Here is a 16,513-nt window from a genome sequence, read left to right as displayed (position 1 = left end):
ACGCCCTTGGCGGACCCGGCCTGCGGATCTAGGCTGGTGGGCCGACGCGACGGTGCGGAGGTGGCCCATGGGCGTGCACAGCTCCCTACCGCCCGGTGCCAGCCTGCCGGCGCACGCGCGGGACCTCGTCCGGATGCACGAGGCCGTGATCGGCGGCGGCCGCCCGCGGGTCCGCCCGCGGCCGCTGGTGTCGCGCTCGTGGACGCGCGCGCTGAGCCTGGGCCTCGCCGCCGACGGCCTCAACCGGCGCGACTCGGTCCCGCTCGACGAGGTCGCGCGGCGCCGGCGCGCCTCGCCGCTGCGGCACGTGATCGACGAGCTCGGGCAGGTGCTCGACACGACGAACACGCTCCTGGTGGTGACCGACGCCGAGGGCGTCATCCTGTGGCGCGAGGGTTCGCCCCGCATCCGGCGCCAGGCCGACACCCTGGGGTTCGCCGAGGGCGCGGACTGGCGGGAGGCCCGCGTCGGCACCAACGCGATCGGCACCGCGCTCGCCGAAGCCGCGCCGGTGGAGCTGCTGGCCGGCGAGCACTTCGAGCAGAACCAGCACCCCTGGTACTGCACGGCCTCGCCGGTGCACGACCCGCGCACGGGCGAGCTGCTCGGGGTCATCGACGTCAGCGGTCCGGCGCTGACCCTGCACCCGGCGATCGGCGCGCTGGTGGAGACCGGGCGCCGGCTGGCCGAGTCCGAGCTGTGGCGCCACCACCAGCAACGCCTCGACCGCCTCCGGCGCACGGCGGAACCGGTACTGGCCGGCCCCGCCCTCCTGGTCGACGACGACGGCTGGGTCGCCCACGCCGTCGGCATCGCGCCGGGGGAGCGGATCGCGGCGCCGTCGGAGGGGCAGGTGCTGGCGGTGCCGGGCCTGGGCGCGTGCCTGCCGGAGCGCCTGGCCGACGGCTGGCTCGTCCGCCCGGCCGACACCGAGCGCCAGGTCTGGCTGGACCTCGACCTGGGTGCGGCGCCGATGCTGCGCATGCGGTCGGGCGAGACGGGCTGGTGCCGCCCGGTGACCCCGCGGCACGCGGAGATCCTGGGGTTCCTGCGCGCGGCGGGCCCGGCGGGCCTGTCGGCGGAGGCGTTGAGCCGGGCGCTGTACGGGGACGCCGAGCATCTGGTGACGGTCCGCGCGGAGGTCTCCCGCTTGCGGCGGCTGCTGGGGGCCATTGTGGACACTCGGCCGTACCGCTTGGCCGCGGGCGTGGGGCTGACGGTCCACCGCTGAAATCCGCCCTTCGGGTAAAGGATTCGACGGTTTCGCGGAGTCCTGCGACCATGCGCACCATGGGGAACGCCGAGCTGTTGACCGCCGACGACGTCCAGCTCATGCAGGGCCTGGCGCAGCGCATCACCGCCACCCGCCCGGACCTGGTGAACGGCGACACGTCGTACGGCGAGCTGGCCTGGAACTGGGGCAAGGGGCACGCCGCCTACGGGGCCGGCTGGTTCCGCCGGCTGTGGTTCTCCGGCGACGAGCTGGTGGCGTGGGGCTGGGCCCAGCTGCCGCACCAGGTGCGGCGCCGCGACGGGACGGTGAAGGACGTCACCGGCGCCTCCCTGGCGCACCAGGTCCATCCCGGGCACGCCGGCCTGGTCGACGAGGTGATCGACTGGTACGACACCACGGCGGCGGGCCTCGAACGCACGGCGCTGCCGGGCACCGCCGACGAGTTCGGCCTGCGGCGGTGGGCGGCCCACGGCTACGTGCCGGACCCGGGCTCGCTGGGCGACACCGGTTCGTGGACCCAGCTCAACGAACGGGACCTCGCCGACGTCGCACCACCGGTGCTGCCGGCCGGATTCCGGTTCCGCACCGCCGCCGAGACCGGGCCGGAAGCCGTGGTCCAGGCCCATGTCGACGCCTGGCCCGCCTCGGCGTACACGGTCGAGGCCTACCAGGACCTCCGGCGGACCGCGGGCTACCGCGGCGACCTGCACGTCCTGGTCGAGGCGCCGGACGGGACGATGGCGGCGTCGGCGATCATGTGGTTCGACGAGGTGAACAAGACCGTCGAGTTCGAGCCGGTCGGGACCCACCCGGGCCACCGCCGGCTGGGCCTGGCCCGGGCGATGCTCCTGCACGCGATGGGGCGGGCGCGCGAGGCCGGGGCCACCCACGCGACGGTCGCCTGCCTGGGTGCGCCAGGACATCCGCAGGCGCGCGGCCTCTACTACAGCGTCGGGTTCCGGGAGCTGTCGCGGGACGCGCCGCTGGTGAAGACCGCCGGCTGAGGCTCGAGGACGCCTTCCGCGCGGACGTCACGCAGAATGGCTCCCTCGAACCGGGCACCGGTCAGGTCGGTCAGCCCGTACGGGGGCGTGCCGGTGCGCACGCTCCCGAAGCGGGCGCCGGTCAGGTCGGTGTCGCGCAGGTCGGCATCCCGCAGCGCACAGCCGGCCCAGCGCACCGCGCGCAGGGAAGCACCGCGCAGGTCCGCGCCGCCGAAGTCGCAGAACTTGAACCAGCACCCGTCCAAGGTGGCGTGCCGCAGATCAGCCCCGGCGAACGAGCAGCCGGTGAACCGGATCCCCGGCACGCGGACGGAGACGAGGTCCTGGCCGGTGAAGTCCTCGTGGGTCACGGCGGCATGGCCGGGCAGCGTGGAAAGCCGTTGCCTCGCGGTCGGCGACCTGGTCATGCGCGTCAGCGTGGCAGCCGGATCCGGTCACGTCGACCGGATTCCCCGCCGGAGGTGCGGGACCGGGCCGGGAGCCCGGCCCCGCACCGTGTCAGACGTCCAGGGCCACGTGCAGGAACGCCAGTACCGCTCCCGGGCCGACCAGCAGGCAGAGCGCGAACCCGCCCATCAGGGGTTCGTCGTTCCGGAGCATCTTCACGAGCAGGCCGACCGCGGCCACGACGACGGCGGTCAGCAAAACGAGCACGACAAGGGGCACAACGCAGTCCTCACTTCGCCAACGGTGAACAGGGGAACGTTCACCGAGCGGGCGGTGCCCGGGTGGACTGCGCGGCGGGGAGGGAAACGGCCGAGCGGGTGCCGGGCGCGTCCAGGACGCGCCCGGCCCGTTGCGGTGTCGATGATTCGAGCGAGGGCGGGTGGACCGCCCACCAGGTGTTCGGGGCCGGTGCGGACAGCTGCGGCGCCGTCGCCGAGACCCGCAGGACGGCGTGCCGTTCGGACGCGGTGTCCGGCGTGGACGCCGACGCTCCGGCGGCGGCCGGCGCGTCCCGGGAGGTCGCGCCGGCCGCCGAGCCCAAGCCGCCGAGGAGGATCAGCAGCACGACGAGCAGCTGCTTGAGCCTCGCCGTCACTGGTGCTCCCCGTGCGCTGGTTTGTCCGTTTCGCCCAGCGTACGTCAGGCGCCGTAGGTGGCCTGCGTCACGGCGAAGACGTTCCGGCTGCCGGCGCTCTCCTGCAGGCTCCACAGCAGGTCGGCGTTGGCCGAATCCTCCCAGTACGAAATGCTTTCGCCGCTGCCGACCCAGGTGTGCGTGGCCGAGCCGGTCGCCGAGGTCCAGTAGTAGAGCTTCTTGTCCCCGGACGAGTTGAACCACCAGCGCCCGTTGTGCGACGCGACCCCGTTGAGCTTGTACCAGGGCAGCTGCAGCGCCTGGCTCGCCGTCGTCGTCGCGGCGAACGTCGTCGCGCCCGAGGCGAACGGGAAGCGGACGGCGCGCGGGGCCCGGTTCGGGTAGTCCGTGCAGCCCGACGCGCAGGTGTACTCGGCCATCACGATCGACTTGCTGACCCGGTCCAGCGAGATCGACGACCACGAGAGGTTGGTGCCGGACGTCGTGTTCGCCGTGATCGTGCCGACCTGCGGCAGGACGTACGCGTAGTTGTGCGCGTAGTAGGTGCTGCCGGTCTGGTGGCCGATCTGGTCGGCGGTGCCGCCGGTGTTCGTCTTGAGGATCTTGCGCATGTCGAACACGCGCATGCCGTGCCCGGTGTCGGCGACGTACAGGTAGTCGCCGTACCAGGAGACGCCGCCCGCGTGGATCGGGATGTCCTTGAAGTCGGGCGCCGCCGCGGTTCCGGTGGGCTGCACCAGCAGGACCTTGCGGTACTTGTTGGGGTAGGTGGCGTCCCAGTCGACCAGCGTGATCCGGCTGCGCTCCTGCGCGCCGGTGCAGGAGGCCTTGGTGTACCAGCTGACGAGCACGAGCTGGTGGCCGTCGTAGTTGCCGCTGTTCGCGGTGCCGACGGCGTCCCGGCTGGTCGTGATGCCCTGCGGGTAGTTCGCGCAGTCGGAGTTGTCCGTGCTGTCGAACTGGAACCCGGTCGACAGGCCGGCCGGGGCGAACGACGACGGCAGCCCGGTCCGGTCGTGGTTCGCGTTGTCCATCACCGTGTGCACGGCGGCGGTTCCGAGCGTCGAGACGAGCGCGGTGTTGACGGCGTCGAACTGGGTGTAGTTCGCGCTGAGCGTGTACTGGCTCGCGGGCAGGGTGGTCGGCCCGGCCGCGGCGTCCGCGGGTGGCGAGACCAGCATTCCGGCGGCGAGCACCGCTCCGATGGACAGGACGAAACAACGACGGCGTGGCATGGGACCCCCAGTCCGATCAACGGTCGGGGCACACGCTAGGACTGTCGCGGTAGCGCCGCAATACCCGTTCGTCAAACGGTACCCGAGCCCGTCCATAGTTCGTGAGATGTCCATGGGGACGTCGAGAAGGAGCACGATGACCGCACTCGAACGTCTCGCCGACCTCGCCGGCGGCATGATGCTGGACACCGCCCGGGTCACCGCGGTCACCCGGCTGCCGGGCGAGTTCGTGCGGGTGGAGCTGGCGGCCGACGCCTTCGGTAAGGCGACGTGGGTCCCCGGGGCGAAGCTGCAGTTCCGGCCGCGGCGGGGCACGCTGAGCCTGCGCACGTACACGCCGGTGCGCTGGGACGCCGGGCGCGGGGTGACGGAACTGCTCGGTTTCACCCACGGCGACGGCCCGGCGGCGCGGTGGCTGCGGCAGGTGGCGGACGGCGACGCGTGCGAGGTGTTCGGCCCGCGCAAGTCGATCGACCTGCGTGACCCCGCCGGTCCCGTCGTCTTCGTCGGGGACGAGTCCAGCGTCGCGCTCGCCTGCGCGCTGCGGACCGTGACCGCCGACGTGGCGCACGTCTTCGAAGCGCGCGATCCGGCCGGGCTGTCCGAAGTGCTGGCCGGCCTGGGCCTGGACGCGCAGGTCGCCGAGAAGACCGCCGACCGCGCCGAGGTGCTGCGCCTGGCGCGGTCGGCGGCGGGTCCCGCCACCCTCGTGGTCACCGGCGACGCGGCGACGGTCCACGCGGTGCGGCGCGACAGCCGGACGTGGCCGCGGGTCCCTCGGGAGGTGCAGGGCAAGGCCTACTGGGCGGCCGGCCGCACCGGTCTCGACTGAGCGGTCAGGGACGCTGCCCGGCCTGGTCGACGAAGGTCTTCACCACCACCGCGCTGTCGTCCGTGCCCAGGAACCGGTGCGTGGTGGCGTCGAAGACGAGCACCTCCGGTTTCGCCTTCGGTGACGAGCCCGGGGGAACCGGCCAGGTGATGCCGACCCCGGGGCGTCCGGAGCCGTCCGTGACGTGGTCGAGAGCCGTGAGGCCCGGCACCTTCGCCGCCGCCGCGAACAGCGCCGCGTACTGCGCCGGGGTGAGGGCGTGCTCATAGGCCAGGGTGATCACGTCCTTGCCGAGCGCGTTCGTGTTCCCCTTTTCGCCGCTGTGGTGGGTTTCGAGGTAGGCGAGCATGGAGTCGGCCGTCGTCGGCAGGTCCGCCCGGTAGGCGGGGGACGGCTGGCAGTCCTCCAGGGTGCCTTCCTTCTTCGGGTCGTTCGCGCCGTAGACGGGCGCCTTGCCGTCCCGGCAGCCCGGGATCTTCGTGTCGCCGATCAAACCGTCGCGGGTGCCGTCGACCGAGAGCCAGACCTCGCGGGTGTGGTGGTCCGGGGTCTCGGTCTTGACGTAGAGGAACTGGTCCGGGCGCGGCGCGCCGGCCGGTTCCGTGAGCGCCGCGCCGGCCGCCGCGGTCAGCACCTTCACCGGATCGGCGTTCGCGACGCCGGCACCCACCCCGATCCGGTCGGCCGGGGTCAGGGTGACGACGGCGGTGATCGCCGCGGCCAAGCCGATCGTCGTGGCGCCGGCGGCCCAGAACCACCGGCGGGGCCGTCCGGCCCGGGTCGCGGCCACGAGCCGGGCCCGGGCCGGCGCGAGGTCCTCCGCCGTCGCGAGGCCGACGGCCTCCGCGCGTTCGCGGATCAGGTCCAGCTCATCCATGGTGCGAGGTCTCCTTCACGAGGGCGGCGGCGCCGAGTTCGGCGCGGACGCGGGCCCGGGCGCGGCTGAGCCGCGACTTCACGGTGCCGACGGGAATGGCGAGGGCTTCGGCGACCTCCTGGTAGCCGAGCCCTTCGGCGGCGACGAGCAGCAGGACGTCCCGCTCGCGGGGGCGCAGCAGGGCCAGCGCCCGGTCGAGCTGCGCGCCGAGGGCCTGCGCGGTCACGCGGTCGGCGACCCGGTCGGCGTGGCCGTCCTCCACGGCCGGCGGCCCGAGGGCCAGCCGGAGTTTCAGCTCGCGCACCTCCACACGCCGTCGGCGCGAGACGAGGTTCGTGGCGATGCCGTAGAGCCACGGCCGCGCGTCCGGCCGGGCCGGGTCGAACTTCGCGCGCTTGCCGAACGCGATGAGGAACGTGTCCGCGAGCACGTCGTCCGCGGCCGACGGGCCGAGCCGCCGGACCAGGTAGCGGTGGATGTGCCGCGCGTGGCGGTCGAAGATGACCGCGAACAGGCTCGGCTCGTCCCGGGAGCGCGCCAGCACGCTCGCGTCGTCGTCTTCGGGGTTTTCCGGGGTCATCGCCCGCCTCTCGCTCCGGCCAGTGTCTTCTGCTGTTCTCCGAACCCGCGGAACGGTTCCGGGAACCGGAGCAGAGGTGACTCAGGTCACAGCCGGGCTGGGCTCAGGCGAACGCCGGTGAGATGTCCATGTGGACGCGGTAGTCGACGATCCGCGGCCCGTCGAGCCAGATCACCGTGACGCACGGCAGCGCGAGCGGCTTGCCGTCCGGGGACGCCGTTTCGATCGTGAAGCGGCAGAACAACTGGTCGTCCCCGGCCAACGCCACCTGGTCCACGGTGTGCCGGACCCAGGGCAACGCGCCCGCGGCCCCCGCCGTGGCCGCGACGATCGCGTCGCGGCCCGACAGGGTTTCGCCGTTGCCGAAGGTGTACGTCGCGTCTTCGGCGAACCAGGCGCCGAACGCCTCGGCGTCACCCGCGTCGACGGCCGCGCACAGCGCGCGCACCATCTCCTCGTGACCCGTCATTTCTGCAGCGAGAGGCCGTAGCGGGTCATCACCTGCGCCACCAGCTTCATGTCGCGCCCGGGCGGCAGCTCGCTCAGCTCCTTGTAGTAGTTCTCCAGCCCGGGCGGGGAAACCACCGCGACGATCCGCGTCTCTTCGTCGAACGGGTTGCGGAACACGTGCGGCACTCCGCGCGGCATCAGCAGCGAGTCGCCCTGGCCGAGGACGTGCCGCTCGCCGTCCAGCTCGACCTCGACGCGGCCCTGGACGCAGGTGAACAGCTCGTCTTCACGGCTGTGGATGTGGGTCGGCGGCCCGCCGAGGCCCGGCGGCACGACGTACTCGAACAGCGAGTACGCGCCGTTCGTGTCGGCGCCGGTGAGCCGGGCGTGGATGCCCAGCCCGATCGCGCCGAGGTTCGTGCCGTCACCCGGGTGGATGACGTGGTGGCCGGTCTTCGGTGCGGTGTCCATGGAACTCCTCCTACAGGGCCGCGGGTTCGGTGGTCGCGAGCCGCGCCAGCAGCTCGGGCGTCAGCTTCCGGTACGCCGCCGGGGAAACCGGGTTCAGCCAGTGCGTCGCCCGGGTGAACCGGGGGATCTGCAGGCCGAGGTCGCCGAGCACCTCGTCGACGTTGTGGATGGAGAACGGGATGATCTTCGTGCCGCGGCAGTGGTGCGCCCCGGTCGCGACGTCCAGGAACGCGAGCTGCCCGACGACGTCCGCGTGCCGCGTCTCGACGTCCGGCAATGTCAGCGCGCCGGCGAGGTCGGCCGCGATCCACAGCGCCGCCATCTCGGCGTTGAGCGGGCTGAAGAAAGACGAGTTGTAGCCGTTGAAGTACAGCCCCGGCGCCCGCAGCGGCTGGATCTGGCGGTACAGCAGGAAGTTCCCGCGCTCGTCGAACAGCTGCTTCTGCACGGTCTCGTCCAGGAACGGCACACCCTGGGTGAAGCCGGTCGCGCAGACGACCAGGTCCGCGGGCAGCACCGTGCCGTCGGCCAGTTCGGCGGACGGCCGCTCGCCGCCCCGCAGCCGCGTGATCACCTGGTCGCGGCGGACGCGGATCGAGCCGCCGGCCACGCCTTCGAAGAACCCTTCGGTGGCCAGGCCGATCGCGCCCTTGACGATGTCCTCCATCTTCCCCGGCGGCAGGAGATCGTGCTGCCGCAACCGGAACTGCCGCACCGACACCGAGCCGACCGAGTTCAGCATCGACGCGCGCAGCCGGTTTCCCGGGCCGTGCAGGAACTTCTCGAACCCGCGCAGCCACCGGTAGCGGAACAGCGCCTCGCCCATCCGGGTCAGCAGCAGCATCTTGAAGTTGAGGAATCCGCCGATCTTGCGCGGCACCTTCCACAGCAGCTGCCGGGCGATGACGTCGGTGGTCCCGGCGACCTCGCTGATCGCCACGGTCACGTCGCAGGCCGACTTCCCGTAGCCGACGACCAGCGCGTGCTTCCCGCGGGCCTCTTCGACGTCGGTGAACTCGCTCCCGGCCAGGACGCGCCCGCCGGCGGCCTCGAACTCCACGCGTCCCGGGTAGTCCGGGACCGCGGGTTCGCAGAACACACCGTTGGCGACGACGACCCGGTCGAACGTCTCCGGCACGCCGGAGTCCGTCGTCACCACCCAGCCGGCGCCGTCGGGGACGACGGACTCCACGGTGGTCTCCAGGCGCAGGTGCGGGGTGACGTCGTGGACGTCGGCGTAGGCCGCGAGGTACTGCTGGATCTGTTCCCCCTCAGGCCATTCCGGGAAGTCCTTCGGCATCGGGAAGTCCGAGAACGAGTACTGGGCCTTGGGGCTCTGCGTGGTGAGCCCGGGGTAGCGGCGGGTCCGGCTCCACACGCCGCCGACGTCGGGGGTCTTGTCGAAGACCTCGACGTCGTGGCCCGCCTGCAGCAGCACCTTGGCCGTGGTGAGCCCGGCGAGCCCGGCCCCGATGATCGCGACGTGCATGCCTGGTCCTCCTCCTCCGGCGCCGGTGCCGGGCAGCTCCGGCGCGGCGTGGGCCACAGCGTGGAACACCCGGTGCCGGACAGCCAACCGGGAGTCCTGGTCACTGGGACGGCAGCTCGGGCTGGGGCCGCGCCACCGCCCAGCGGCGGGCCGCGTACGCCCGGCTGGCCGCCGCGGCCGCCATGCGCACGGCGGGCCCGATCCGGTCGGGCAGCACGGCCGCGCTCGGGCCGGTGACCGACAGCGCGGCCGTGACGTTCCCGGTGAAGTCGAAGATCGGCGCGGCGACGCAGCTGATGCCGGCGTTGCCCTCTTCGCGGTCGTAGGCCCAGCCGCGTTCGTGCACGGTGGCGAGCTCGCGCTCGAGCGCCTCGGCCGTCGTGATGGTGCGGGGCGTGCGGCGGGTGAGCCCGGCCGCCACGACCGCGCCGACGGTTTCGGCGTCCGACCAGGCCAGGATGGCCCGGCCGAGCCCGGAGCAGTGTGCCGGGATGAAGCCGCCCACCTGGTCGAGCATCGGCAGCGGGCGGTGCCCGCTGATCTTCTCGACGACCAGTACCTGGGTGCCGTCGAGGACGCCGAGCTGCACGGTCGTGCGCGCCGCCGCGTAGAGGTCCTGCAGGTAGGGCAGCACGGCTTCGCGCAGCTCGTGGCGGACCGGGACCAGGCCGGACAGCTCGAACAGCCGGGTGCCGATCCGGTACTTGTCCCCGGGCTTGTCGAGCCAGCCCAGCTCGATCATCCGGGCCGCGGTCCGGTGCACGGTCGAACGCGGCAGCCCCGAGCGCTCGACCAGCCGGGCCAGCGGCAGCTCGCGGTGGGTCGCGTCGAAGGCGTCCAGGATGGCGGCCGCTCGTTCGAGCGCGCCGGTCGCCGATCCGTCTTCGTCCGATCGGGAGTCCCGGGCAGTGGGACTCATCCTTGGCCGGTCTCGCTCATGGACCGAATGTAGGACACATCATGGAGACCAACCAGCACCCCGGCCCCCGGGTCGCGTTCGTCGGTGGCGGCGCCGGCGGGATCGGCGCCGCCACCGCGGCCGCGCTGCTCGCCACCGGGCACCGGGTCGTGCTCGCCGGACGCACCGAAAAGACCCTGGCCGAGACGGCGTCGGCGCTCGGCGGCGCGGTGGGCTACCGCGTCTGCGACCTGGCCGTGCCCGCCGCCGCGGCCGACGCCGTGACGCGGGTGCGCGAGCAGTACGGCTCGCTCGACGTCGTCGTGGCCAACACCGGCGGCCCGGCGCCCGGCGGCGTCTTCGCCATCGACGCCGAGCAGTGGCACCACGACCTCGACCTGCTGCTCCTCGGCCCGCTCGCGCTGATGCGCGCCGCGCTGCCCGCGATGGCCGAGCGCGGGTTCGGCCGGGTCGTCGTCACGACGTCGACCGCGGTGCGGCAGCCGCAGCCGGCGCTCGCCGCGTCGACGGTCCTGCGCTCGGCGACGACGTCCGCGGTGAAGCTCGCCGCCCGCGAGTACGCCGACCGGGGGGTCACGGTCAACTGCGTCGCCGTCGGCGCCACCCTGACGCCGCGCCGCCTGGAGGTGGTGCGCGGGCGGGCCGACGCCGCGGGCATCGACGTGGCGACCGCGATGGCCCAGGACCTCGCCGATATTCCGGCCGGGCGGGCCGCCGCGCCGGGCGAGGTCGCGGCCGCGGTCGCGTTCCTGGCGTCGGCCGAGGCAGGCTACGTCAACGGCACGGTGCTGACGGTCGACGGCGGCCGCACGGAATGCCCGGCCTGAGTGGTCGTCACCAGGGGAGGAGACCCATGTCCGCGTCCGGACCCGAGTTCACGATGAGCGACTTCCTCGCGAGCATCGCCCACGTCGTGCGCCCCGGCGCGCAGCGCCCGCTGGTCGTGCACGACGAGGACCTCGTCGAGATCCCGCCCGGCACGGTGCCGAACCCGACGTCGCTGCGCGTCGCCGGCACCCTGCCGACCACGACGTTCGAGCTGTTCCGGCAGGTCATCCCGGCCGGCGAGAGCTCGGACATGCAGCGCCACCACCACGAGACCGTGCACTTCGTGATCGCCGGCGACGGCCACAGCGAGATCGAGGACGAGGTCGTGAGCTGGCGGACCGGGTCTTTCGTCTTCACGCCACCGTGGACCTGGCACCGGCACTACAACGACTCGGCCGAGCACCCGGTCGAGTTCCTGACCATCGAGAACTCGAGGCTGCTCGGCCTGTTCGGCCTGGGGCGCCGGGAGAGCGCGGGCCTCGTCGCCATGGACGACCTGGAGGAAAAGTGACCACAGTGGACGAAACCCGCGTCGAACCGTCGGGCCCGCCGATCCCCGAGCACGCCGGGATCTGGGGCGAGCTGGGCGAGCTGGAACACACCCTGCGCTACGTCGACGTCCCGCTGGAGGGCGGGGTCGTGCGGACGCGGGTGCTGCAGGCGGGGACCGGCCCGGAACTCGTGCTGCTGCACGGGACCGGCGGGCACCTGGAGGCGTACGCGCGGGATCTGGCCGGGCTGGCCCGCGACTTCCACGTCACGGTCTACGACATGGTCGGCCACGGCTGGTCGGACCTGCCGGACCGGCCGTACACGATCGACGTCCTCGCGGCGCACCTGGTGTCCCTTTTGGACGCTCTGGGCATCGACCGGGCGCACCTGTCCGGCGAGTCGCTGGGCGGCTGGGTCGTCGCGTGGGTCGCGGCGCACTACCCGGACCGGGTGAACCGGCTGGTGCTGAACACGCCGGGCAACATCGCCAACAAGCCCGAGGTGATGGCGCGGATGCGCGACAGCACGATGGCGGCGGTGCGCGACCCGAGTGATGCCACCGTCCGCCGTCGCGTCGAGTTCCTGTTCCACCACAAGGAGATGGTCACCGACGAGCTGGTGAACCTGCGCCGCCGGATCTACTCCCGGCCCGGGTTCGTCCAGGCGATCACCAACACGCTCGTGCTGCAGGACCCCGAGGTGCGCAAGGACTTCGCGTGGGATCCGGCGTGGGTGTCGAAGGTGACGGCGCCGACGCTGCTGCTGTGGACGAGCCACGACCCGACGGGCGGGCTCGACGAGGCCGACCTGCTGCTCGGCTGGCTGCCGGACGCGCTGCTGCACGTCATCGACGACGCCGGCCACTGGCCGCAGTGGGAGAAGGTTGGCGAGTTCCTCGACGTGCACCGCACCTGGCTGCTGACCGGGAAGGAGCCGTCCTGATGGCCGAGATCGCGGGGTTCGTCGGGATGTCCCACAGTCCTTTCGCGACACTGCTGCCCCCGTCCCGGGTGGACGGTCCGGGCGGCCGCTTCCTCGGCGACGCCGAGCGGGTCCGCCGCGCGGTCGAGGACCTGGCCCCGGACGCGATCGTCGTGATCGGCCCGGACCACTTCCACGGCAACTTCTACGACGTGATGCCGCCGTTCGTGCTGGGCGTCGAGCAGGCGGCGGGCTTCGGGGACTACGGCAGCACGGAAGGCCCGCTGCCGGTGGCGTCCGCGCTGGCGTGGCCGCTGCACGCGGGCCTGACCTCTGCGGGGTTCGACATCTCGCTGTCGTACTCGCTGACCGTCGACCACGGCATCGTGCAGAGCTACGAGATGATCACGGGCGGGACGTCGCTGCCGATGGTGCCGCTGGTCGTCAACACGGCCGCGCCGCCGCTGCCTTCCTTGCTCCGCTGCGTTTCCCTGGGTCACGCCCTGGGCGCGGCCCTGCGGTCGGCGGACTTCCCGGGCCGGGTCCTGATCGCGGCGAGCGGCGGGCTGTCGCACTGGCTGCCGTCGAACGACCCCCGCGACCCGGCGGTGGCGGGGGAGCGCCGGGAGGCCCTGATCCACGGCCGGGCGGACGTCCACGCCTTCGCGGCGGCCCGCGAACCCCGGGTCCGCGCGATGGGCGGCGATCCGGGGGCGCGGGTGAACGCGGAGTGGGACCAGTGGTTCCTGTCGCGCCTGTCCTCAGGTGACGCGGACGCGGTGGCCGCACTCGGCCACGAGGTCCTGGAGGACACGGCGGGCACGGGCAGCCACGAGGTCCGCTGCTGGCTGATCGGCCAGGTGGCGGCGGCCATGCCCCTGGTGTGGACGAGCTACGAGCCGGTCCCGGAGTGGATCACGGGCATGGGCATCGGCACCACCTTCCCGATCACCTGACGCCTGAGAAGCCCGGGGGTGCCGGAAGTCCGTGAAGGCCACATCGAGGGACTCAGAGTCCCTCGATGTGGCCTTCACGGACCATGACCCGGGGCCCGTCAGACGCCGCTGGTCTGCCGGATCCAGCTGCGGCCCGCGGCGACGCTGCCGTAGGTCGTGATGCTCGACCGGTCGCTGGTCGAGCAGACACCCACCTGGACCCCGCCGTCGATCATCGGGCCGCCGGAGTCGCCGCCCGCGACCGCGCCGTTCGGGGTCGACGCCGAGATGGCCGGGCCGCCGTAGTTGTCGGACGCCGAAGTGTCGGAGATCTGGACGTCGGCGCGCTTCAGGACGCTCGACTGGTGGCTGCCCTCGTCGGTCGCCTGGGTCGCGCCCCAGCCGTAGACCCGCGCGGTGTCGCCTTCCTCGGCGTCCGAGGAGCTGCTGGCCAGCGGGGCGTACGTGCTGCCGCCGTTGGTGTTCAGCTTGATCAGCGCGAGGTCGCCGCCCGACCACACGTAGGTCGACGACGCCTTCGCGTGCACGCCGCCGGACGCGCTGTTCGACCCGATGTAGAGGTCGATGTCGGACAGCCGCTGGCCGTTGTTGTCGTACATGCAGTGCTTGGCGGTCAGCACCCAGCGCGAGCCGATCAGCGTGCTGGTGCAGAAGAACGTGTAACCGTTGGCGTGGCCGTTGAAACGGGTGATGTAACCGGGGTTCTGGGCCGTGCTGCCGCCGATGATCGACGGCGCCGCGTCGGGGGAGAGCGGCGCGGTGCTCGCCGACGCGGGGGCCGCGGCGAGCGTGGCGAGGGCGGCACAGGAACCGGCGAGCAGGGCGGCGGCGCGGACGAACCGGCCGTGGGATTCACGCATCGGGGACTCCTCGGGGCTTTCGGCGGGGACTCACCGAACGTAAGCGGCCGGGGCGATTCGGGTAACCGCCCGAAGATCCGGGCCGATCAACGGAACAGGACCAATCGTTCGTCGGGTGACACCGGCCACTCGGGGTGTTAGACCGAACGGACCTAGCCGAAGGACTCGCATGCCGTTGTTCGCGGTGCATTCGCCGGGACGCCGGGAGCAGCTGGCCCACGCGCTCGCCGGCGGCCCGTTCAGCCGGGCGTTGTCGCTCGCCATCGACCTCAGCGGGCTCGGGCTCGCGCGCCTCAAGGACCGGCTCGCCGCGGCGGGCGCGCCGGTCAGCACGACCACGCTCAGCTATTGGCGCACCGGCCGCACCCGGCCCGAGCGCCCGGAGTCCCTGCGCGCGGTCACCGTCCTGGAGGACGTCCTCGGGCTGCCCGCCGGGTCGCTGACCGGCCTGCTCGCCCGTCCGGACGGCGGCCCGTCCCCGATCGGGCTGGTGCGCTGGGAACGGCTGTGGGGTCCCCGCAACGGGGTGGTCCCGGTGCTGAACTCGTTCGACGCGGCCGACGACCCGGCCCTGGTCGTGCTCAGCCTGCACGAGTCCCTGCACGTCCGCGCGGACCGGTCGCTGTCCCGGCTGCGGGTGCGCGAGGTCGTGCGGGCGGCGGCGGAACCCGTGCAGGCCAAGGTGGTGACGCTGCGCGGGTGCGTCGCGGGCACACCACCGCGGCTGGTGGCGACCCGGTACTGCGTGCCCGGCCGCACGGAAGTCCTGCCGGAGCACGGTTTCCTGATCAGCGAGCTGGTGCTCAGCCGATCACTGGCCGAAGGGGAGACGGCGATCCTGGAGTACGAGTTCGAGTACACCGACGGCGTCCCGGACACCAGCTACGATCGCCGCTTCCGGCACCCGGTGGCCGAGCACCTCCAGGAGGTCCACTTCGACCCGGAGGCGCTGCCGGTGTCGTGCCACGCCTACCGCTTGGAGTCGCCGGACGGCCCGGAGCGGGAGTCGGCCGAGGTCGTCGTGTCGCCGGTGGTGCCCGCGCACGTCTTCAGGACCGGGGTGGCACCGGGGATCCTGGGGATGCGGTGGAGCTGGCCCGCGCGCTGAAGCGAACGGTCTCCGACGGCGCCCAGCCCGGATCGCCGGTCCGGGCGAAGTCCACCCACGCCCGGTGCATCCGCGTCGCCAGCTCGGCGGGCGGGTCGTCCGGGCCCAGCAGACCGCGCGGGCCGCGCAGGGCCGGGAGCCGCAGGTTGTCGAAGACGAACGGCAGCTCCACCGTGTGGGCCGCGCCCAGCTGACCGTCCACCGCGGACGATCGCCACGCGAACTCGTAGGCGTACGCGGCACCGTGGGCCTCGGCGAGGCGACGGCTGCCGGTGCCGAACAGCGCGTCCCCCATGATCGCCGACCGCAGCTCGCCCGGTGTCGCATGTGGACGCCTCGCACGGTAGGCCGACACCAGCGCGGCCGGGTCGGCGGCCACGCGGGAGGCCGTCTCGAGGAGATCTCCTTCCGTCGAGGTCGTCAGGTTTCCTTGTGGAGCCAGGTAAAGCGCGCCTTCGTCGGCGTTCGTGCCGATCAGGAGATCGACGTCGGTGGCCAGGGCTGCGGCGGGTTGGCGGTCCAAGACCAGGCTGAACGGGCTCAGCCCGAGCAGCGGGTCGAAGTCCGCCGCGGTCCGCAGGTCCAGGCCGCCCGGCTGCGTGGCGACGAACCGCTCGTCCGGCACCTCGCCGAACGCCGCCACCGTCGGCTCGACACCCAGCGCGGACGCCACCGCCTGCGTGACCCGGGCCGCCTGCTCGGGCGTGAACGCGCCCAGCCCGTTGCCGCTCTGCACGACGGCCCGCCGGAACAAACCGTCCGCTTCGGGCGTGGCCAGGATTCCGGCCGTGATGGTGGCGCCCGCGGACTGGCCGGCCAGGGTGACGTTGCCGGGGTCACCGCCGAACGCCGCGACGTTCTCCCGCACCCAGCGCAGCGCGGCGACGACGTCGAGGAGCCCGCGGTTGCGCGGCGCGCCGGGCAGGTCGAGGAAACCCGGGACGCCGAGGCGGTAGTTGACCGTCACCAGCACCACGCCGTCGCGCGCGAACGCCGTCCCGTCGTAGAGCGGCGAGCGTGTCGAGCCGGTGACGAACCCGCCGCCGTGCACGAAGACGAGCACCGGGCAGTCCCGGGCGGACGGCGGCGCCCAGACGCTGACCGTGCGGTAGTCCTCGCCGCGGACCCAGCCGGGCCCGAAGTACGGCGACATGTCCAGCACGCCGAAGGCGTCCCGGCGCGGTTGCGGGGCGGTCGGCCCGGGCCGCGTCGCCT

20 protein-coding genes are annotated in these 16,513 nt (G+C 73.0%); 8 read left to right on the top strand and 12 right to left on the bottom strand.

Annotated elements, in window-relative coordinates:
- Positions 1-67: 67 nt before the first annotated feature.
- Both ACGFMK_RS40625 and ACGFMK_RS40620 read left to right on the top strand, forming a co-directional pair.
- Positions 68-1,231 (top strand): GAF domain-containing protein, encoded by a 1,164-nt coding sequence (locus ACGFMK_RS40625; protein ID WP_392774765.1) that lies wholly within the window; start codon positions 68-70, stop codon positions 1,229-1,231.
- 59 nt (positions 1,232-1,290) lie between these two features.
- A complete protein-coding gene (locus ACGFMK_RS40620) occupies positions 1,291-2,238 on the top strand; it encodes a GNAT family N-acetyltransferase (RefSeq protein WP_392774763.1) in 948 nt (315 codons plus the stop codon).
- Here ACGFMK_RS40620 and ACGFMK_RS40615 read toward each other — a convergent pair.
- The 4 genes from ACGFMK_RS40615 to ACGFMK_RS40600 form a co-directional block, all read right to left on the bottom strand.
- Entirely contained in the window at positions 2,178-2,645 is a 468-nt protein-coding gene (locus ACGFMK_RS40615; RefSeq protein ID WP_392774761.1) for a pentapeptide repeat-containing protein, read from the bottom strand. The two genes, ACGFMK_RS40620 and ACGFMK_RS40615, sit on opposite strands and share 61 nt — an antisense overlap.
- 91 nt (positions 2,646-2,736) lie before the next feature.
- Positions 2,737-2,904 (bottom strand): hypothetical protein, encoded by a 168-nt coding sequence (locus tag ACGFMK_RS40610; RefSeq protein WP_392774760.1) that lies wholly within the window; start codon positions 2,902-2,904, stop codon positions 2,737-2,739.
- A gap of 40 nt (positions 2,905-2,944) precedes the next feature.
- Complete coding sequence (locus ACGFMK_RS40605; RefSeq protein WP_392774758.1) at positions 2,945-3,280, bottom strand: hypothetical protein; 336 nt, start codon at positions 3,278-3,280, stop codon at positions 2,945-2,947.
- Positions 3,281-3,324: 44 nt separating this feature from the next.
- Entirely contained in the window at positions 3,325-4,515 is a 1,191-nt protein-coding gene (locus ACGFMK_RS40600) for a hypothetical protein (protein ID WP_392774757.1), read from the bottom strand.
- Positions 4,516-4,651: 136 nt separating this feature from the next.
- On the opposite strand from ACGFMK_RS40600, the gene ACGFMK_RS40595 reads away from it, so the two are divergent.
- Entirely contained in the window at positions 4,652-5,347 is a 696-nt protein-coding gene (locus ACGFMK_RS40595; RefSeq protein WP_392774755.1) for a siderophore-interacting protein, read from the top strand.
- A gap of 4 nt (positions 5,348-5,351) precedes the next feature.
- Here the strand turns inward: ACGFMK_RS40595 and ACGFMK_RS40590 are convergent, their stop codons facing one another.
- The 6 genes from ACGFMK_RS40590 to ACGFMK_RS40565 all read right to left on the bottom strand — a co-directional run bounded on the left by ACGFMK_RS40590 (position 5,352) and on the right by ACGFMK_RS40565 (position 10,133).
- On the bottom strand, positions 5,352-6,224 hold the full coding sequence (locus ACGFMK_RS40590; RefSeq protein ID WP_392774753.1) for a CU044_5270 family protein: 873 nt from the start codon (positions 6,222-6,224) through the stop codon (positions 5,352-5,354).
- Positions 6,217-6,804 (bottom strand): RNA polymerase sigma factor, encoded by a 588-nt coding sequence (locus tag ACGFMK_RS40585; RefSeq protein ID WP_392774751.1) that lies wholly within the window; start codon positions 6,802-6,804, stop codon positions 6,217-6,219. The genes ACGFMK_RS40590 and ACGFMK_RS40585 overlap by 8 nt, the downstream gene beginning before the upstream one ends.
- 103 nt (positions 6,805-6,907) lie before the next feature.
- A complete protein-coding gene (locus ACGFMK_RS40580) occupies positions 6,908-7,273 on the bottom strand; it encodes a nuclear transport factor 2 family protein (protein ID WP_392774749.1) in 366 nt (121 codons plus the stop codon).
- On the bottom strand, positions 7,270-7,725 hold the full coding sequence (locus ACGFMK_RS40575) for a cupin domain-containing protein (RefSeq protein ID WP_392774747.1): 456 nt from the start codon (positions 7,723-7,725) through the stop codon (positions 7,270-7,272). Before ACGFMK_RS40575 ends, ACGFMK_RS40580 begins: the two co-directional genes overlap by 4 nt.
- Before the next feature lie 10 nt (positions 7,726-7,735).
- Complete coding sequence (locus tag ACGFMK_RS40570; protein ID WP_392774745.1) at positions 7,736-9,214, bottom strand: flavin-containing monooxygenase; 1,479 nt, start codon at positions 9,212-9,214, stop codon at positions 7,736-7,738.
- Between the two features lie 100 nt (positions 9,215-9,314).
- Entirely contained in the window at positions 9,315-10,133 is an 819-nt protein-coding gene (locus ACGFMK_RS40565; protein WP_392774743.1) for an IclR family transcriptional regulator, read from the bottom strand.
- Positions 10,134-10,174: 41 nt separating this feature from the next.
- Here ACGFMK_RS40565 and ACGFMK_RS40560 point away from each other — a divergent pair, with 41 nt between their 5' ends.
- From ACGFMK_RS40560 to ACGFMK_RS40545, 4 genes are read left to right on the top strand one after another with little or no spacing between them, the layout of a single operon-like run.
- A complete protein-coding gene (locus ACGFMK_RS40560; protein ID WP_392774741.1) occupies positions 10,175-10,960 on the top strand; it encodes an SDR family oxidoreductase in 786 nt (261 codons plus the stop codon).
- A gap of 26 nt (positions 10,961-10,986) precedes the next feature.
- Positions 10,987-11,472, top strand: a complete 486-nt coding sequence (locus ACGFMK_RS40555) for a cupin domain-containing protein (RefSeq protein ID WP_392774739.1) — start codon at positions 10,987-10,989, stop codon at positions 11,470-11,472.
- The gene (locus tag ACGFMK_RS40550) at positions 11,469-12,395 is read left to right on the top strand and encodes an alpha/beta fold hydrolase (protein ID WP_392774737.1); all 927 of its coding nucleotides are present in this window, start codon (positions 11,469-11,471) and stop codon (positions 12,393-12,395) included. The genes ACGFMK_RS40555 and ACGFMK_RS40550 overlap by 4 nt, the downstream gene beginning before the upstream one ends.
- Positions 12,395-13,330 carry a 2,3-dihydroxyphenylpropionate 1,2-dioxygenase gene (locus tag ACGFMK_RS40545; RefSeq protein ID WP_392774736.1) on the top strand — a complete coding sequence of 312 codons (936 nt, stop codon included), beginning with the start codon at positions 12,395-12,397 and terminating at the stop codon, positions 13,328-13,330. Before ACGFMK_RS40550 ends, ACGFMK_RS40545 begins: the two co-directional genes overlap by 1 nt.
- 98 nt (positions 13,331-13,428) lie before the next feature.
- Here the strand turns inward: ACGFMK_RS40545 and ACGFMK_RS40540 are convergent, their stop codons facing one another.
- Complete coding sequence (locus ACGFMK_RS40540; protein ID WP_392774734.1) at positions 13,429-14,190, bottom strand: S1 family peptidase; 762 nt, start codon at positions 14,188-14,190, stop codon at positions 13,429-13,431.
- Between the two features lie 169 nt (positions 14,191-14,359).
- Here ACGFMK_RS40540 and ACGFMK_RS40535 point away from each other — a divergent pair, with 169 nt between their 5' ends.
- Positions 14,360-15,298 carry a hypothetical protein gene (locus tag ACGFMK_RS40535; protein WP_392774732.1) on the top strand — a complete coding sequence of 313 codons (939 nt, stop codon included), beginning with the start codon at positions 14,360-14,362 and terminating at the stop codon, positions 15,296-15,298.
- Here the strand turns inward: ACGFMK_RS40535 and ACGFMK_RS40530 are convergent.
- The coding region (locus ACGFMK_RS40530; protein ID WP_392774730.1) for a carboxylesterase/lipase family protein at positions 15,240-16,513 on the bottom strand (1,274 nt) is incomplete at its 5' end. The genes ACGFMK_RS40535 and ACGFMK_RS40530 overlap by 59 nt on opposite strands.

This window comes from Amycolatopsis sp. NPDC049252, from assembly GCF_043197175.1.
Classification (GTDB): Bacteria; Actinomycetota; Actinomycetes; order Mycobacteriales; family Pseudonocardiaceae; genus Amycolatopsis.
The sequence above is the reverse complement of the archived record's forward strand: the minus strand, read 5'-3'. Positions and strand labels throughout refer to the sequence as shown.

Bases quoted from the DNA above. Each gene is read 5' to 3' on its own strand.
- ACGFMK_RS40625 (WP_392774765.1), top strand. From the start codon at position 68: ATGGGCGTGCACAGCTCCCTACCGCCCGGTGCCAGCCTGCCGGCGCAC.
- ACGFMK_RS40620 (WP_392774763.1), top strand. From the start codon at position 1,291: ATGGGGAACGCCGAGCTGTTGACCGCCGACGACGTCCAGCTCATGCAG.
- ACGFMK_RS40615 (WP_392774761.1), bottom strand. From the start codon at position 2,645: ATGACCAGGTCGCCGACCGCGAGGCAACGGCTTTCCACGCTGCCCGGC.
- ACGFMK_RS40600 (WP_392774757.1), bottom strand. From the start codon at position 4,515: ATGCCACGCCGTCGTTGTTTCGTCCTGTCCATCGGAGCGGTGCTCGCC.
- ACGFMK_RS40595 (WP_392774755.1), top strand. From the start codon at position 4,652: ATGACCGCACTCGAACGTCTCGCCGACCTCGCCGGCGGCATGATGCTG.
- ACGFMK_RS40590 (WP_392774753.1), bottom strand. From the start codon at position 6,224: ATGGATGAGCTGGACCTGATCCGCGAACGCGCGGAGGCCGTCGGCCTC.
- ACGFMK_RS40585 (WP_392774751.1), bottom strand. From the start codon at position 6,804: ATGACCCCGGAAAACCCCGAAGACGACGACGCGAGCGTGCTGGCGCGC.
- ACGFMK_RS40580 (WP_392774749.1), bottom strand. From the start codon at position 7,273: ATGACGGGTCACGAGGAGATGGTGCGCGCGCTGTGCGCGGCCGTCGAC.
- ACGFMK_RS40575 (WP_392774747.1), bottom strand. From the start codon at position 7,725: ATGGACACCGCACCGAAGACCGGCCACCACGTCATCCACCCGGGTGAC.
- ACGFMK_RS40570 (WP_392774745.1), bottom strand. From the start codon at position 9,214: ATGCACGTCGCGATCATCGGGGCCGGGCTCGCCGGGCTCACCACGGCC.
- ACGFMK_RS40565 (WP_392774743.1), bottom strand. From the start codon at position 10,133: ATGAGTCCCACTGCCCGGGACTCCCGATCGGACGAAGACGGATCGGCG.
- ACGFMK_RS40560 (WP_392774741.1), top strand. From the start codon at position 10,175: ATGGAGACCAACCAGCACCCCGGCCCCCGGGTCGCGTTCGTCGGTGGC.
- ACGFMK_RS40555 (WP_392774739.1), top strand. From the start codon at position 10,987: ATGTCCGCGTCCGGACCCGAGTTCACGATGAGCGACTTCCTCGCGAGC.
- ACGFMK_RS40545 (WP_392774736.1), top strand. From the start codon at position 12,395: ATGGCCGAGATCGCGGGGTTCGTCGGGATGTCCCACAGTCCTTTCGCG.
- ACGFMK_RS40540 (WP_392774734.1), bottom strand. From the start codon at position 14,190: ATGCGTGAATCCCACGGCCGGTTCGTCCGCGCCGCCGCCCTGCTCGCC.
- ACGFMK_RS40535 (WP_392774732.1), top strand. From the start codon at position 14,360: ATGCCGTTGTTCGCGGTGCATTCGCCGGGACGCCGGGAGCAGCTGGCC.